This window comes from Kribbella sp. NPDC055071, from assembly GCF_053608045.1.
Genome location: NZ_JBSGUS010000003.1, coordinates 108,452 through 123,809, shown reverse-complemented (window position 1 = coordinate 123,809; position 15,358 = coordinate 108,452). Strand labels below are relative to the sequence as shown.

15 protein-coding genes are annotated in these 15,358 nt (G+C 68.3%); 6 read left to right on the top strand and 9 right to left on the bottom strand.

All coding sequences use genetic code 11. The annotated features are described in order from the left end of the window. Positions 1 to 175: 175 nt before the first annotated feature. On the bottom strand, positions 176 to 1,567 hold the full coding sequence (locus ACWF4Z_RS07240; protein ID WP_452242076.1) for a M28 family peptidase: 1,392 nt from the start codon (positions 1,565 to 1,567) through the stop codon (positions 176 to 178). 92 nt (positions 1,568 to 1,659) lie between these two features. Beyond that, positions 1,660 to 2,697 (bottom strand): fatty acid desaturase family protein, encoded by a 1,038-nt coding sequence (locus ACWF4Z_RS07235; RefSeq protein ID WP_452242075.1) that lies wholly within the window; start codon positions 2,695 to 2,697, stop codon positions 1,660 to 1,662. 188 nt (positions 2,698 to 2,885) lie between these two features. On the opposite strand from ACWF4Z_RS07235, the gene ACWF4Z_RS07230 reads away from it, so the two are divergent. Next, positions 2,886 to 4,181 (top strand): sensor histidine kinase, encoded by a 1,296-nt coding sequence (locus ACWF4Z_RS07230; RefSeq protein WP_452242074.1) that lies wholly within the window; start codon positions 2,886 to 2,888, stop codon positions 4,179 to 4,181. Continuing rightward, positions 4,133 to 4,780, top strand: a complete 648-nt coding sequence (locus ACWF4Z_RS07225; RefSeq protein WP_452242073.1) for a response regulator — start codon at positions 4,133 to 4,135, stop codon at positions 4,778 to 4,780. The genes ACWF4Z_RS07230 and ACWF4Z_RS07225 overlap by 49 nt, the downstream gene beginning before the upstream one ends. Here ACWF4Z_RS07225 and ACWF4Z_RS07220 read toward each other — a convergent pair. Then, a complete protein-coding gene (locus ACWF4Z_RS07220; protein WP_452242072.1) occupies positions 4,762 to 5,559 on the bottom strand; it encodes a helix-turn-helix domain-containing protein in 798 nt (265 codons plus the stop codon). The two genes, ACWF4Z_RS07225 and ACWF4Z_RS07220, sit on opposite strands and share 19 nt — an antisense overlap. Before the next feature lie 50 nt (positions 5,560 to 5,609). On the opposite strand from ACWF4Z_RS07220, the gene ACWF4Z_RS07215 reads away from it, so the two are divergent. Then, positions 5,610 to 6,398: a phytanoyl-CoA dioxygenase family protein gene (locus ACWF4Z_RS07215; protein WP_452242071.1), complete on the top strand. Its 789-nt coding sequence runs from the start codon at positions 5,610 to 5,612 to the stop codon at positions 6,396 to 6,398. Positions 6,399 to 6,409: 11 nt separating this feature from the next. On the opposite strand, the gene ACWF4Z_RS07210 is transcribed toward ACWF4Z_RS07215, so the two are convergent. From ACWF4Z_RS07210 to ACWF4Z_RS07190, 5 genes are read right to left on the bottom strand one after another with little or no spacing between them, the layout of a single operon-like run. Beyond that, positions 6,410 to 7,441, bottom strand: coding sequence for a zeta toxin family protein (locus tag ACWF4Z_RS07210; RefSeq protein WP_452242070.1), 1,032 nt, complete (start codon positions 7,439 to 7,441; stop codon positions 6,410 to 6,412). Further along, positions 7,438 to 7,743 (bottom strand): hypothetical protein, encoded by a 306-nt coding sequence (locus ACWF4Z_RS07205; protein ID WP_452242069.1) that lies wholly within the window; start codon positions 7,741 to 7,743, stop codon positions 7,438 to 7,440. Before ACWF4Z_RS07205 ends, ACWF4Z_RS07210 begins: the two co-directional genes overlap by 4 nt. A gap of 20 nt (positions 7,744 to 7,763) precedes the next feature. Continuing rightward, on the bottom strand, positions 7,764 to 9,539 hold the full coding sequence (locus ACWF4Z_RS07200) for a 3-hydroxyacyl-CoA dehydrogenase family protein (protein ID WP_452242068.1): 1,776 nt from the start codon (positions 9,537 to 9,539) through the stop codon (positions 7,764 to 7,766). A gap of 52 nt (positions 9,540 to 9,591) precedes the next feature. Continuing rightward, entirely contained in the window at positions 9,592 to 10,047 is a 456-nt protein-coding gene (locus ACWF4Z_RS07195; protein ID WP_452242067.1) for an NUDIX domain-containing protein, read from the bottom strand. Further along, entirely contained in the window at positions 10,044 to 10,925 is an 882-nt protein-coding gene (locus ACWF4Z_RS07190) for a methyltransferase domain-containing protein (protein ID WP_452242066.1), read from the bottom strand. Before ACWF4Z_RS07190 ends, ACWF4Z_RS07195 begins: the two co-directional genes overlap by 4 nt. A gap of 73 nt (positions 10,926 to 10,998) precedes the next feature. Here ACWF4Z_RS07190 and nucS point away from each other — a divergent pair, with 73 nt between their 5' ends. The 3 genes from nucS to glmS all read left to right on the top strand — a co-directional run bounded on the left by nucS (position 10,999) and on the right by glmS (position 13,882). Continuing rightward, on the top strand, positions 10,999 to 11,658 hold the full coding sequence (nucS, locus tag ACWF4Z_RS07185) for an endonuclease NucS (RefSeq protein ID WP_452242065.1): 660 nt from the start codon (positions 10,999 to 11,001) through the stop codon (positions 11,656 to 11,658). 78 nt (positions 11,659 to 11,736) lie between these two features. Beyond that, entirely contained in the window at positions 11,737 to 12,018 is a 282-nt protein-coding gene (locus tag ACWF4Z_RS07180; protein ID WP_452242064.1) for a hypothetical protein, read from the top strand. A gap of 43 nt (positions 12,019 to 12,061) precedes the next feature. Then, positions 12,062 to 13,882 (top strand): glutamine--fructose-6-phosphate transaminase (isomerizing), encoded by a 1,821-nt coding sequence (glmS, locus tag ACWF4Z_RS07175; RefSeq protein ID WP_452242063.1) that lies wholly within the window; start codon positions 12,062 to 12,064, stop codon positions 13,880 to 13,882. Here glmS and glsA read toward each other — a convergent pair. After that, a complete protein-coding gene (gene glsA, locus ACWF4Z_RS07170; protein WP_452242062.1) occupies positions 13,869 to 15,236 on the bottom strand; it encodes a glutaminase A in 1,368 nt (455 codons plus the stop codon). The two genes, glmS and glsA, sit on opposite strands and share 14 nt — an antisense overlap. Positions 15,237 to 15,358 lie beyond the last annotated feature (122 nt).

Sequence of the window (15,358 nt, the reverse complement as noted above, 5' to 3'; positions counted from 1 at the left end):
TTCTAAACTATTGCGCGCCGGCGGCCCCCCCCCGGGGGGGTCGTTCCCACAAACGGGGGCCCCTATTTCCCGGTTCTTGGTAACCACCGCCCGGGGCGGGGGGCCTCCCCGCCCGCTGCCACTTGGAAGGCCTTCTACGCGACATAACCCTTCAAGGCTAGCCGTATGACCCAGCTCACTGCCGAGCGACGGCGTACGCCGCAGTGCCGATCAGTTCCATCGACACCAGCAACCGCTCGAGACTCACGTTCTTGGCAATGGTGTCCTCGGGCGAGTGGTACGGCGGTTCCAGGTGGGCCGGGGAGATCTCACCACGCCAGGAGAAGTTCGCCGCCGCGATCCCGACCTCCTGGAAGGACTGGTGATCCGACGCGCCACGCAACACCGGACCGACGATCTGTGGGTCGTACCCGAGCCGCACGCCAGAGGCCCGTACGGCGTCTGTCGCCGGGTTCGCCAGCCCGGTGAAGGACAACAGCCAATAGGTGATCGCCGGATCCCAGCTCGTGGCGACCATATCGTTCTGGAAGACGGCCTTGTACCGATCGCGCTGATCCTGCACCAACTGCGCGACGTGGTACCGCGACCCGATCAGGCCCTGCTCCTCCGAACCCCACAGCGCGAACCGCAGGGTCGCGTTCGTTGCCAGCCGGCTCATCACGCGCGCCAGTTCCAGAGTTAGCACAGTGCCCGAGCCGTCGTCGTTCGCGCCTGGTGCTCCAATCACCGAGTCGTAGTGACCGCTGACCATCACGATCGGGCCGGCGCTGCCGGACCTGCCTCGCCGTTCCCCGATGACGTTGTTCGAGATGAGTCCGCGGTGCGCCGTCGTACTGATCCGCAAAGGCAATGAGTTCACCACTGCGAGCGCCTCCCGGATGAGCCTCTTCTGGACCTGGGCGACGCCGATGACAGGGATCGGCGCGTCGGTCAGACCACTCGGCGAGAACGCCGACGCCCGCCGGGGGAACACCTGGTCGGCGGGCAGCAGGATGACCCCGACAGCACCCCGCGCCGCGGCCTCCGCGACTAAGGCCGGGCGCGATGCTGCCACGTCATCCGCGATCACGATCGAGCCGGCGACGTCGGCCGGCCAGACCGGCGCGGTCGCCGGCCCGACGTCCCGGACCGGACCCTCGGCCGTCACGTCGAGCTTGCCACCAGGAGCGGCACCTGCCTGCCAACACAGGTCGTCCGGCAGGATGTTGCGTACGTCGTTGATCTCGGCAAGGAACTTGTCCGCGACCGGGAACGGCTCCAGCCGGGTCCGGTAGCCGAACCTGTCGAGCTGATCGGCGATGTAGTCGGCCGCGCGCTTCTCGCTCGCGGTCCCACCGATCCGTGGACCGATGTGCTCGGACAGCACCTGCAGGTGGCGCAACGCGCGGTCGGACGACAGACCGGAGACGATCTGCCGGTCGTACTTGTCCAGGCTCGGTCGGTTCACCGCGCCGGGTCGCTGGTCGTCGGCGGCCCAGGCGGGGGCTGCCGGGAGGGCGGTGGCTGCGGTGACCCCGGCGACAGCGCCGAGTAGTCCTCGACGACTCATGCCGGACGATTCGGTCATGACGGTCTCCTCACAGAGTGGGCGGCCCCGAGTTCAGAGACCGTAGCCGATCTGCGACTGAGTCGCCTAGGCCTAACCGAAAGTCCAGCAGGCTAAAGGCTTGCGGCTTTCTCGGCGCGGAGTTCGGCGCCGACGTCGTGCATGTGGCGCAGACCCATCCGGTACGAATCGATCAGGTTGGTACTGAGGTAGGACAGGCCGATCCGCTCGCAGTAGGCCTGCACGATCGGCTGGGCGAAGCGGAGGTTGGCGCGCGGCATGCTCGGGAAGAGGTGGTGCTCGATCTGGTAGTTGAGCCCGCCCATCATCCAGTCGGTGACGATGTCACCCTTGACGTTGCGCGAGGTGAGGACCTGCTTCTCCAGGTGTCCCCAATTGGTGTCGTCGTCGGGCATCTCCATGCCCTTGTGGTTCGGGGCGAAGACGCTGCCCAGGTGCAAGCCGAAGACCATGTGGTGAATCAGCGCGAACAGGACGGCCTGGCCGGGCGACATGATCAGGAAGAGCGCGCCGAAGTACAGGCCGATGTGCGCGGCCATCAGCAGCAGCTCGGTCCGGGACTCGCGCCACGGGCGGCTCAACAGGAAGCGGATGCTGGAGACCTTGAGGTTGAAGCCTTCGAGCGTGAGCAGCGGGAAGAAGATCCGCGCCTGGTTGCGGCTCAGCCAGCCGTGCAGGCCGGTGCGGCCCTCGGCCTGCTCGAGCGTCCAGACCAGGACGCCTTCACCGACGTCGGGGTCCTTGTCGGTGTGGTTCGGGTTGGCGTGGTGCCGGTTGTGCTTGTCGTTCCACCAGCCGTAGCTCATCCCCATCAGCAGGTTGCCGTGCAGCATGCCGATCCAGTCGTGCAGCTTGCGGGAGGCGGCGATCTGCTGGTGGCCGGCGTCGTGGCCGAAGAACGCGGCGCGGGTGGTCAGGATCCCCAGCGGGATCGCGAGCAGCAGCACCCACCAGGACGAGCCGACCACGGCGATTCCGGCCCAGGTGATCGCCATCAGTACGACGTTGATGCCGATCGCCATCGCGTAGGCCGCGGAACGCCGTTCCAGCAGACCGGCGGCCTTGATCTCGCGAAGCAGGGGTGCGAAGTCGCTACCGCGGGTAGCCGGAAGCACAACGGGCTGAGCCATTAGGGCCTCATCTCTTGAGCGGTGGAGGCCAGGCGTACAGCCGCGGCCAGGGTATGGCATCAACCCTCGTCGCCCTAATGGCCGAAAACATGAGAGCTACTACCCGAACCGAGTGGGGTACCAGTGCCCATCCGAGAGTGGGTCTAACACCACCGCCGGGGACCGCACGCTGAGTCATGATGGATGACATGACCACAGTCGCCACCCAAGCGCCGCCGATGCGGTATCCCAAACTCGCCCAGCCGTGGATCGCGCTGTTCCTGGCCGTCCTGGCCGAGCTCGGGATCGCGTTCTTCGTGCTCAACGTGGTGGCGGTGCCGCTGATCGCGGTCTGGGTCGGCATCCCGCTGCTGCTCGCGTTCGTGCCGGCGACCCGCTGGTTCGCGAACTGCCACCGGACCATCCTGGCCGGATTCACCGGCGAGGTGATCCCGCGCCCGTACAAGAAGCCGCCGCTGCCCGGCATCCTGATGTGGCTGCGGACGACGTTCACCGACCCGGCGACCTGGCGGGACATCGTCTGGCTGCTCGTGAACGCCGTACTGGGCTTCACGATGTGCCTGCTCAGCGCCGTACTCTTCCTGGCCGGGTTGTTCTACCTGGTCTACCCGCTGCTCGTGGGTGTTACCCCGAAGGGTGTTTTCACCGAGCCGTTCGGTGGGCTGGTCACGGTGAACTTCTGGAGCAGCTTCCTGGTGATGCCGGTCGCGCTGATCGCCTTCCTGATCTGGAACGCCGCCGGCGAGCGGTTGCTGAAGGCAAACGCCTTCATGGCCCGTTCGCTGCTCGGCCCGACCGAGAGCGCCCGGCTGGCGATGCGGGTCCGCGAGCTGGCCGATTCCCGTGCGGAGACCGTCGACACCCAGGCGGCCGAGCTGCGCCGGATCGAGCGCGACCTGCACGACGGCGCCCAGGCTCGCCTGGCTGCGCTCAGCATGAACCTGGGCATGGCCGAGGAGATGGTCGCCCGCGACCCGGCCCAGGCGGCGGCGCTGTTGACCGAGGCGCGTGAGTCGGCCAGTACGGCGCTGTCCGAACTGCGCGATCTCGTCCGCGGGATCCACCCGCCGGTGCTCGCGGATCGCGGCCTCGAGGGTGCGGTCAAGGCACTCGCGCTGTCGTGCCCGTTCAAGGTCGACGTCACCATCGACGTCCCCGGCCGCCCACCCGCGCCGGTCGAGTCCGCGGCGTACTTCGCGATCGCCGAATGCCTCGCGAACGCGGTCAAGTACTCGGCGGCCACGACCGCCTGGATCCAGATCACCCACGAGCAGGACAAGCTGCACATGATCGTCGGCGACGACGGCATCGGAGGCGCGGAGATCCGGCCCGGCGGTGGCTTGTACGGTATCGAGCGGCGGCTGGCCGCCTTCGACGGTACGTTGACCGTGGTGAGCCCGAGCGCCGGGCCGACCACCGTGATCATGGAGCTGCCTTGCGAGTCCTCATCGCTGAAGACCACGCCCTCCTCCGGGACGGCCTGATCCGCCTCCTGGAGGCGCACGACTTCGAGATCGTCGAGGCAGTCGACAACGGTCCCCGGCTGGTGCCCGCCCTGGTGGAGCACCGGCCGGATGTGGCCGTTGTCGACGTACGGCTCCCCCCGACATTCACCGACGAGGGCCTGAAGGCCGCGATCGAGGCTCGCCGACAGGTGCCGAACCTGCCGATCCTGGTCCTCTCGCAGTACGTCGAGCAGTTGTATGCGCGCGAGCTTCTCACCGGCGGTGGTGGCGCGGTCGGTTACCTGCTGAAGGACCGGGTCTCGAACGTCGCCGACTTCCTGGATTCGGTACGGCGCGTTGCCGGCGGCGGGACCGCGATGGACCCGGACGTGATCGGTCAGTTGCTGGCCCGCAACACCCGCGACGAACCGATCAGCCGACTGACCCCGCGCGAGTCCGAGGTGCTCGGCCTGATGGCCGAAGGCCGCTCGAACGCCGCCATCGCGGCCGCGCTCTTCGTCACCGAGAAGGCCGTCAGCAAGCACACGAACAACATCTTCGCCAAGCTCGACCTGCCACCGTCCGAAGACGACAACCGCCGAGTGATGGCAGTCCTCACCTACCTGTCGTCGCGGTAGGCCGAAGGGCTTCTGCCGGTGTAGAGGCGGAAGCGCGTGGAGAAGTACAGCGGATCCGGGTAGCCGACCTCGTGAGCGACCGAGGCGACTGGGCGGGTGGTGAGTTCGAGGAGGCGGCAGGCGGCGTCGAGCCGGCGGCGTTCGACGAATTGTTGTGGACTGACGCCTAGCTGCTCGCGGAACAGATGCGCGAAGCGTGACACCGAGAGGTTGACCGCGCGGGCGAGGTCGGCCAGGTCGAGGCGGGCTTTGAGGTCTTGGTCGATCAGCTCGATGACGCGCAGGAGGCGGTCGTCGATCCGGACCGCCTTCGGGTTCTGGGTGTCGCACCACAGGAGTGCGGCTTCGAGGGCGTTGGCGCTGAGCTGTTCGCCTTGGGTGAGGACGCTGCCCTGGTGGCGGATCGCCTCGCGCAGATGGTCGGCGATCCGTTCGAAGGGCGCGGGGGCGGGCCGGAGCACCAGAGTGCCGGGAGTTGCCTCCGGCCAGTCGAGCAGCGGGAGCCAGTCGGGCTTCGGATTGAAATGCGCGTAGTAGAAGTGCCAGCGCTCCCCCACTGTGCCGTAGTCGTGCAGAGTGCCGGGCCGGACGAGAGTGATGCCACCTGGATCGGCCACGACAGTGCCGAATCGCCCGCGGCCGGCCAGGGTCTGGACGAGCAGCCAGTCGGTGGTCCCGCGGCGCCGGTACGTCGCGTACTCCGGGCCCTCGTCGAACTCACCGGTCACGAGCCGGCGGACCTCCGGCGTCGGCGATTCAGCAGGATCTCGAAGGTTCACAGCTCGATAGACTATCGTCGGCCGGCGCCTTCCGCGCCGATCCTGGAGACATGACACAGACAGTCGCCGACATCTACCGGCGGGACGGCATCGTGCAGGTCCCCGGCCTGCTCGACGCCGCCGAGGTCGAGCAACTCAAGTCGGTCTTCATGGACCAGGTGGCCGTGGATCACTCGCTGGCGATCGACGACGGCGTACCCGCCGACGACCCGCTGGCCCGGTTCCCGCGGTTCGTGCATCCGCATCGGCGCACCGACGTCCCGGCCGGGAAGATCGCGCTCGAGTTGATGCTCGACAGCCGGATCCTCGATGTCGTGACTGTGCTGATCGGTCCGGCGCTCGGGGCTCAGTCGATGTTCTACTTCAAGCCGCCGGGCGCGCGCGGGCAGGCGCTGCACCAGGACAACACGTTCCTGCGCGCCGATCCGGAGACCTGTTTGGCCGCGTGGATCGCGGTCGACGACGTGGACGCGGACAACGGCGGGCTCGCCGTCGTACCAGGCTCGCACCGGACCGAACTGGTCTGCCCGGAGCCGGCCGACCTCACCGAGTCCTTCACGAACGCCGAGGTCCCGGTCCCGGACGGTCTGCACAAGGTGCAGACGAAAATGACGGCCGGCGACGTCCTCTTCTTCCACGGCAGCGTCGTCCACGGCTCCCGCCCGAACACCACCGCGGACCGCTTCCGCCGTTCGCTGATCTTCCACTACATCCCGGAAGACAGCAGAGAGATCGCTGCCTTCTACAACCCGCTGGTCCGCCCGGACCGCCGTACGGCGATCCTCCCGGAGGCCATCGGCGGCGGCCCCTGCGGCGACTACGCCGACGCCGAGCCCTAAAAGACGCAGCCCTAAAGCTCTCGCGATCCGCCGTCCACTGAGCGCCGGCCGCTTGCCCCAGGGGCCGGCCGTGTCGGGGCAACGGCGCTCGGGGCGGCTAGGCCGGAGCCGGTGAGCCGTTGCAGTTCGAGCACCCGCTGGTCGACCCGCCCCAGCGCGTGTGACCTCAGTTGGGGTGCGGGACGCGCGTTGTGCTTCTCCATCGCGGTCCGGACCTCTTCACGGACGACAGTGGGCAGGTCACCGCGGCCCAACAGCGGGACGGCGGTTGCGAGGAACTGCTCGTGCTCGGCCGGAGTCGGCGGACGGTTGCACTCGGCAAGGATCGCCTCCTTGACCCGCCAAGGCTCCGGCATCAGACCGTCCGGCCCGCGGTGGTTCTCGTACAGCACATAGCCGTCCCGGTCGACGGCGTACAGGTCGTCGACGTACGCCGTGGACTCGAGCAGTTGGGCCGTGTCCGGATACAGCCGGTCGGCACTGACCGCCAGGGCAGGATCCACCCAGCGACCGATGCCTGTGTCGTCTCGGGCCTGCTGGAGCCGGACCGCCCGTCCGAGGGCGCTGCTGGCTTCGTGCGCCACGACGTAGACGAGCGCTACCCGGTAGTTCGGTGTGCGGAACTCGTCCACCCAACCCTTGGCCAGCATCTCTCGGTGCAGCGGTGCGCTGGCGATCACGTCGTACTGCGCATCGCCGTTCCGGAGAGGGTCGAGGCAGCGGCGTCTCATGCCAGGCGGCAGATTGTCGGCGATCAGGCGAGCGCCGCTGAGGCCCCACGACCGCATGATCGCGTCGTAGCGAGGGTGCGCCGCGAGGTCGTCGTCGAGGTCGTAGACCGCGGTCGAATCCGGACCGAGCGAGGACTGCAGCAGCCACTGGCTGGTCGTCTTACCCGAGCCTGGTGTGCCACCGATCAGCACTGCCAGCGGACGTTGCCCTGGCAATCGCACCGGCGGCGTCGGTGGAGTGATCTGGCTCAACCGGCGGCTGATCAGCGCGTCCGCCTCCCGCAGCGTGAGCTCAGGCGCTGTAGTCCTCATGCGTCGAGCTCGGCGCGCAACCGATCCAGCAGCGCTGGGTACACGCGGATGATCTCGCGTCGTTCCTCGGCCGACAGTGCGTTCTGGCGACGTACTTGGTCGTCGTGGAGCGCGAGCTGCGTGGCCAGCTCGGCCTGGCGGTCCGCGTCGGTCTCCCGCGCGACCAGAGAGTTGTAGCAGGACGCCACAGACTGCAGGAGCGTACGGACGCGTTCCCGCTCCACCCGATCGTCAGGGCTCAACGGCTCGCCAGGCACCCCACCCAGCGCCGTCGTGAGGTGCTTCTCCTCGCCATCCGGCATGGAGGCAACGCTACCGTCGCTCAGGTGTAGTCGCGGAAGCCTCGGCCGGCTTTGCGGCCCAGGTAGCCGGCGGTGACGAGGTGTTCGAGGAGGGGGGCGGGGGCGAACCCGGGCTCGCGGAACTCGAGGTACAGGGTGCGCTGGATGGCGAGCGAGACGTCCAGGCCGACGACGTCGAGGAGCTCGAACGGGCCCATCGGGAGGCGGCAGCCGAGCTTCATCGCGGCGTCGATGTCGTCGACGCCCGAGTAGTGCGCCTCGAGCATCCGGACCGCGTCGTTCAGGTACGGGAAGAGCAGCGCGTTCACGATGAAGCCGGCCCGGTCGCCACAGCGGACCGGATGCTTGCCTGCGGCAACGGCCACGGCGGCGACCGTGTCGGCGACCTCGGGCGAGGTGCTCACCGTCGAGACGACCTCGACCAACTGCATCACCGGCGCCGGGTTGAAGAAGTGCAGCCCGACCACGTCGCCCGGCCGCTTGGTGGCAACGGCCAGATCGATGACGGGCAGCGACGACGTGGTGGTCGCCAGGATCGCGCCGGGCTTACAGATCTCGTCGAACGTCTCGAACAACGCCTGCTTGACGCTGAGCTCCTCGACCACGGCCTCGATCACCAGGTCCACCCGCGCGAGGTCGTCGAGCTTCGCCGTACCGGTGATCCGGCGCAGCGCCGCGTCGCGCTCGTCGGAGGACAGCTTCCCGCGCTGGACACCCTTCTCCAGCGAGCGTTCCAGCGCTGCGCGGACCTTCTCCACCTTTTCGGTGCCGCGGGCAACATAGACGACGTCGTACCCGGCCTTGGCGCACACCTCGATGATGCCGACGGCCATCGTGCCGGAGCCGACCACGCCGACCTGCTGGATCGGCCGGATCGTCGGTCCGGCGGCGGAGGCCGACGGCGTACTCTCGTCGTCCACGACGACGGGCGAGTCCGGCGCCTCGTAGGTGTAGAAGCCGCGACCGGTCTTGCGGCCGAGCAGGCCGGCGGTGACCATCTGCTTGAGGATGGGCGCCGGTGCGTGCAGCCGGTTGCGGCCCTGCTTGTACATCGTGTCGAGGATCTCGTACGCCGTGTCCAGGCCGATGAGATCGAGTAGCTGCAAGGGGCCCATCGGGTAACCGCAGCCGAGGCGCATCGCCGCGTCCACGTCCTCGCGGGTCGCGTAGCGGGATTCGACCATCGAGACGGCGTGGTTCAGGTAGCCGAAGAGCAGGGCGTTCGCGATGAAGCCGGCCCGGTCGGCCGCGACCACCGGGACCTTGTCGAGGCGGCGGGCCAGCGTGAGCACGTCCTCCACCACGTCCGGCTCGGTGACGACGGTCTTGATCACCTCGACGAACTCCTGCACGGGTGCGGGGTTGAAGAAGTGCATGCCGACGACGCGGCCCGGGCGCTGGGTGGCGACGGAGATCTCGGTGACCGACAACGAGGACGTGTTGGTGGCGAGGATCGCGTCCTCGCGGACGACCTTGTCCAGCTCGGCGAAGATCTCGCGCTTCAGCTCGAGCCGCTCGATCACCGCTTCGATGACGAGATCGCAGTCGGCCAGCGCTTCCATCGAGGTCGCGAACGTGACCCGGTCGAACAGCGCCTGCTGGTCGTCGGTCGACAGCTTGCCGCGCTTCACGGCCCGGTCGGTCGAGTGCTGGATGTGGCCGCGGCCGCGTTCGGCGGCCTCCTGGTCGCGCTCGACGCCGACCACCGTCAGCCCGTTCCGCGCGAACACCTCGGCGATCCCGGCACCCATCGTGCCAAGACCCACCACACCCACAGTCGTCAGTTCCCGAGCCATGCCTGCACTATGCCAGTCCGCCCGGTGGTCCGCCCATGAGGTGAGTCGGGCCTCACACGCCCTCCTCGAACACCGCCGGCGTCTCGAGCCACCCGTCCATCAACCAGTGCGGATCCGGCGCGGCGCACAGGCCCGACGCCATCGGCTTGGGCCGCAGATCCTGTTCGACGAGATCCCGCACCGGCAACCACACAGCCCGATAACTCCCCCGCTCGGATTCCGCCGGACTCGCCATCTCCGGGCCGTTCCCGGTCCCGAATTCGCCGCCGATCGACTCGGCCAGGAAGTAGTGCTGAGTGCTGTCGCCGAAGTTCACGACCGCAACGAGTCCGCGGAGCTTCACCAGCAGACCAAGCTCCTCATGCGTCTCGCGGCACGCTGCCTCCGACAGGCTCTCGCCGGCCTCGACCTGACCGCCCGGCAACACGTGGTACCGCTGCCCATCGCGGATCCGCTCGATCGCCGCGACGCCCTCCGGGGACAGCAGGACGACGCCGGCCCTGATCACCGGCGGCTCGCGAGCACCTGGAACCAGCCGCCGTTCTTGAACTCGGTCCGATTGAACTGTTCGACGGTCCAGCCCGTCGACGCGAGTACGGCACGCAGGGGCTCTTCCTGCCAAAGGACGAAGTGTCGGGGCAGATCGAGGTAGCGGTTCGACCACTCCTCACCCTTGCCCTCCTTCACGTTGAAGGCGAGGACGTTCGACGCGTTGCCGGACTTCCGCAGTACGTCGGCCAACTGGGTCCGGTCGAAGTGCAGGAACACGGCGTCGGCGAAGACCGCGTCGTACGGTCCGCCGAAGTCGTCCCGCAGTGCGTCGAGCTGGTCGACGGCGTACCCGTCGGCCCGCATCATCTCCACGAACGACGAGGTCGCGTCGGTCCGTCGTACGACGAAACCCCGGCGCTCGAGCTCGACCGCGTCGCGCCCGGTGCCGCTGCCGATCTCCAGCACGCGTCCGCCCGGCTCGATCCGCCCCGCGAGCAGGTCGATCAGGTTGTGGTTGGGCTCCTTCGGGATCGAGTCCCGGAACGCCTCCGCCCGCTGCTCGTACGCCGCCAGCGTCACCTCGTTGTCCGTCGGCACCCGGGTCCACCCGTCACCGGTGTGCTCGACGGTCGCGGGCAGTCTGAGTCCCAGGTCCAGCCCGAGCACGACCACGGTCTCGCCCCGATGCAGGTCCGCGATCGCCCGCAGCTCGTCGTCGGGGTTGCGCACCAGCTCGGGTACGACGGTCACCCGCACGCCGAGCTGCTCCGCCAGCCGCGCGCCGGCCGCCGCCTCGAACGGCCCTGCGTATACCTGCGCGATCTGCTCGTCCACGACCGCGTCGCGTCCGTCCCCGGGCAGCAGCAGGATCCGCGCGGGACACATGAGGTTCATGCCCACCAGCCTCGCATCCCTACCGGCCAGGCGACATGGGTTTCGCGCAAGTTGTGGACTACGGTGCTTTCTCGTGCGCTTGGTGATTGCTACGTGTTCTGTGGACTACTCGGGGCGGCTGACGGCTCATCTGCCGATGGCACCGCGGCTGCTGATGGTGAAGGCGGACGGGTCGGTGCTGATCCACGCCGACGGCGGCTCGTACAAGCCGCTCAACTGGATGTCGCCGCCGTGCAAGCTGACCGAAGAGGACGGCGTGTGGAGCGTCACGAACAAGGCCGGTGAGGAGCTGCGGATCACCCTCGAGGAGGTCCACAGCGACACCGCCTATGAGCTCGGCACGGACCCCGGCCTGATCAAGGACGGCGTCGAGGCCCACCTGCAGGAGCTGCTCGCCGAGCACGTGCACACCTTCGGCGAGGGCTGGACGCTGGTACGACGCGAGTACCCGACCGCGATCGGCCCGGTCGACCTGCTCTGCCGCGACGCCGACGGCAAGCATGTCGCGGTCGAGATCAAGCGCCGCGGCGAGATCGACGGTGTCGAGCAACTGACCCGGTACGTCGAGCTCCTCAACCGTGACCCGCTCCTGGCCCCGGTCCGCGGCATCTTCGCCGCCCAGCTGATCAAGCCGCAGGCCCAGTTCCTGGCCACCGACCGCGGCCTCGAATGCGTGACGGTCGACTACGACGCGCTCCGCGGGATGGAATCCGACGTCCTCCGGCTCTTCTAGATCCTGACAAAGCAGGGAATTTGCCCGATTTCGGGCAGATGCTTTGCGTTGGACCTGGAAACACTGCAAGGTTGTCGGGTGATCAGTGAGGCGGCGGTAGGGCCGGTGGACGAGCTGGCCGATCAGGTCAGCCGAACGACGGGTTTGTCCGCGGACGACGCGCGGCGCGTGGTCGCCGACGTACTGGCCTATTTCACCGAGACGACCGAGGAATACGTCCGGCGCCGGCACCGTGAGTTGCAGACCTACGGTGCCCGCAACGACGAGATCTTCGCGCGCCTCGGCACCGAGCTCCGGCACTGGCCGGTCCGCTCACCCGAACTCTCCGCCCGGCAGCTGCGACGGATCGTCTACGGCTGACCGGGTTCTGTTGTGAACGACAACCTCCGAAAGGCATGAACACATGTGCGGAATCGTCGGGTACGTCGGCACCAAGCCGGCCGCGCCCATCCTGGTGGACGGACTGGCCCGCTTGGAGTACCGCGGCTACGACTCGGCGGGAGTCGCCGTCCTCGGGTCCAGCGAGCTGAAGGTGCACAAGGACGCCGGCCGCGTCCGTGAGCTGGAGGCCTCGCTGCCGAAGCGGTTCGGCGGGAAGCTCGGCATCGGCCACACCCGGTGGGCCACCCACGGCGGTCCGAGCAAGGACAACGCCCACCCGCACGCGAGCGGCAACGAGCGGATCGCCGTCGTTCACAACGGCATCTTCGACAACGCCGGCGCGATTCGCGCGCAACTGGAGGACGCCGGCGTCAAGCTCCGCTCGGAGACCGACACCGAGGTCCTCGCGCACCTGATCGAGCAGGCCGAGGGGGCCAGCCTCGAGGAGAAGGTGATGGCCGCGCTGCGCCGGATCGAGGGCACCTACGGCATCGCCGTGATCGACCTGGACTTCCCCGACCGGATCGTGGTCGCCCGCAACGGCAGCCCGCTGATCCTCGGCATCGGTGACGGCGAGATGCACGTCGCGTCCGACGCGGCCGCGCTGATCCGCTACACCCGCCAGGTCGTCTACTTGGACGACGGCGAGATGGCGACCGTCCGCGCCGACGGCTACCGCACCTTCACCCAGGACGCCGCGCCGACCACGAAGACCGCCAAGACGGTCGAGTGGGAGGCCGACGAGTACGAGCGCGGCCTGCACGAGCACTTCATGATGAAGGAGATCCACGAGCAGCCGGACGCGGTCGGCCGGGCCATCCGTGGCCGTCTGGACGAGCGTTTCCACACCGTCCACCTGGGCGGCCTGAACATGGACGCCCGCGAGGCGCGCGAGATCAAGCGGGTCAAGATCCTCGGCTGTGGTTCGGCGTACTACGCGGGCCAGATGGGCGCCCAGTTCATCGAGGAGGTCGCGCGGATCCCAGCCGACGCCGAGCCGGCGTCGGAGTTCCGGTACCGCAACCCGGTGGTCGAGCGGGACACGCTGTACGTCGCCGTCAGCCAGTCCGGCGAGACGCTGGACACGCTGGTCGCCGTCCAGGAGCTGAAGCGCAAGGGCGGCCGGGTGATCGGCCTGGTCAACGCGGTCGGCTCGAGCATCGCCCGTGAGGTCGACGGTGGTGTCTACCTGCATGCCGGTCCGGAGGTGTCGGTCGCGTCCACCAAGGCGCTGACCAACATGGCGGTCGGGTTCGCGATGCTCGGCATCCACCTGGGCCGGATCCGCGATGTCTCCCCCGCCGACGGCCGCCGGCTGATCGAGGGCCTGAAGAAGCTCCCTGAGCACATCCAGGCGATCGTCGACCAGGAGGAGGACCTGGCCAAGATCGCCGGCCGGCTCGCGCAGCACGAGAGCCTGTTCTTCGTCGGCCGGACCCGCGGCTACCCGGTCGCCCGCGAGGGTGCGCAGAAGCTCAAGGAGATCTCCTACCGGCACGCCGAGGCGTACCAGACCTCGGAGCTGAAGCACGGCCCGCTCGCGCTGATCTCACCGGACGTCCCGAGCGTCGCGATCGTGCCGCAGGACGAGCTGCTGGACCGCAACATCGGCGCCTTGCACGAGATCGGCGCGCGGTCGGGCCCGCTGTACGTCGTCACCCACCCGGGCGTCGACGTCCCGGACGGGGTCGCCGCGAAGATCGTCGTACCGAAGAACGAGCCGGAGCTGGACCCGATCCTGCTGACGATCCCGCTGCAGATCATCGCGTACTACGCAGCCGTTGCCCTCGGCCACGACGTCGACAAGCCGCGGAACCTGGCCAAGTCCGTCACCGTTGAGTGATCGCCTGATTCGACCGGTCCCCGCCGCGCTGGAAGTTGTGGGGACCGGTCGTCAGCGCGGTGTCGTGTGACACCGTGCCGACCTGCGGCATCCCGTCGAAAGCGATGCGGGCCGGCTCGCGCTGCGCACCGAGGCCCTGGTAGGGATGCAGCCCGAACTCGGCGACCAGCCGTTTGCACACCTCGACGCCGCGGACCGAGTTGCCGGCGGCATCCAACCGCGGCGAGAACGTGACCACCGCCAGGTTCCGGTCCGGAACGACCATCATCACGTTTCCGGAGACACCGCTCTTGGCCGGTAGCCCGACGTGGCCCGCGAACTCGCCCGAGTCGTTGTACATCCCGCTGTGTCCCATCACCGCCAACACCCGTGCGGTGGTCTCCGCGGAGAAGACCCGCTCACCCGTGAACGGTGACACACCACCGTTGGCCAGCGTCGCTCCGGCGGACGCGAGCCGCTGGGCGTCGATCTCGACCGAGCAGGCCGCGAAGTAGAACTCGGCCACCTTCTGCGGCGCGTCCCGATCCCTGGGGTCGACCTTCAGCATGTCCTTCGCCGCCATCAGGTTGGCGAGTCCACGGTTGCCGTGACCGGTGTCGCGCTCGGCCAGGAACGTCCGGTGGTCGAAACCCGGTCGCGTGCCCGTCATCCGGGTCCACATCTGCTCGACCTTGGCGAACCGCTCGGAGACGTCGAGGTCGGACTCGACCAGAGCGAGGGTCGCCATCGCACCGGCGTTGATCATCGGGTTCTGCGGCTTCCCGGCCGCGTCCAGCGACAACCGCGGGTCGTTGAACGTGCCGCCGCTCTGCTCCTGACCGACCCATTTGTGCACCGCCTCGGCCCCGTGCTCCTCCAGCGCCATCCCGTAGCCGAAGGGCTTCGACGTCGACTGCACGCTGAACGGGACCGCCGCGTCGCCGATCACGAAGACCTGGCCGTCGCCGGTGCAGACCGCGATCCCGAACCGTTCCGGGTCCGCGTGCTTCAGGGTGGGGATGTACTGGGCGACTTCGCCGGACCGCTCGTCGAGCAGGTCGGCGTGGATCCGTTCCACCGCGCGAGTGAACTCGGCGAACTCGTCCGGCCGCATCGACAACTCGCCTTGCAGGGCGCGACCGATGACCGGCTCCTGCACGACCTGGTGGAACTGCTTGTAGTCGAGCCACTCCGGCTGCCCCGGTTCGAAGCCGGGCTCGGTCGCCAGCGCCCGGGCAAGAGCATCCGCGACCCGCGGATCGTCGGCCTGCAGACCGGCCTGCTTCAGCTCCTCCAGCAACCGCCATTTCCAGACCACGCCGGCCCGGTCGGGGTCAAGGGGAGAGAACAGACTCGGTACATCGATTTCGGCCATGACTGAAGCTTGTTCGCCGGATGTTTCCGCCCTGGAACCGCGCTGTTACGACAGCATCAAACACGCCCATAACAGACAAAATCCGTTTTGCTTGTTAGGTTGGGAGCTGGAGGTGGTTCCCG

What these genes read in the sequence shown, in the direction of transcription:
- ACWF4Z_RS07200 (WP_452242068.1), bottom strand. Translation starts at nt 9,539, where the DNA reads ATGGCTCGGGAACTGACGACTGTGGGTGTGGTGGGTCTTGGCACGATG.
- ACWF4Z_RS07215 (WP_452242071.1), top strand. Translation starts at nt 5,610, where the DNA reads ATGACACAGACAGTCGCCGACATCTACCGGCGGGACGGCATCGTGCAG.
- glmS (WP_452242063.1), top strand. Translation starts at nt 12,062, where the DNA reads ATGTGCGGAATCGTCGGGTACGTCGGCACCAAGCCGGCCGCGCCCATC.
- ACWF4Z_RS07210 (WP_452242070.1), bottom strand. Translation starts at nt 7,441, where the DNA reads ATGAGGACTACAGCGCCTGAGCTCACGCTGCGGGAGGCGGACGCGCTG.
- ACWF4Z_RS07240 (WP_452242076.1), bottom strand. Translation starts at nt 1,567, where the DNA reads ATGACCGAATCGTCCGGCATGAGTCGTCGAGGACTACTCGGCGCTGTC.
- ACWF4Z_RS07205 (WP_452242069.1), bottom strand. Translation starts at nt 7,743, where the DNA reads ATGCCGGATGGCGAGGAGAAGCACCTCACGACGGCGCTGGGTGGGGTG.
- ACWF4Z_RS07230 (WP_452242074.1), top strand. Translation starts at nt 2,886, where the DNA reads ATGACCACAGTCGCCACCCAAGCGCCGCCGATGCGGTATCCCAAACTC.
- ACWF4Z_RS07235 (WP_452242075.1), bottom strand. Translation starts at nt 2,697, where the DNA reads ATGGCTCAGCCCGTTGTGCTTCCGGCTACCCGCGGTAGCGACTTCGCA.
- ACWF4Z_RS07190 (WP_452242066.1), bottom strand. Translation starts at nt 10,925, where the DNA reads ATGAACCTCATGTGTCCCGCGCGGATCCTGCTGCTGCCCGGGGACGGA.
- glsA (WP_452242062.1), bottom strand. Translation starts at nt 15,236, where the DNA reads ATGGCCGAAATCGATGTACCGAGTCTGTTCTCTCCCCTTGACCCCGAC.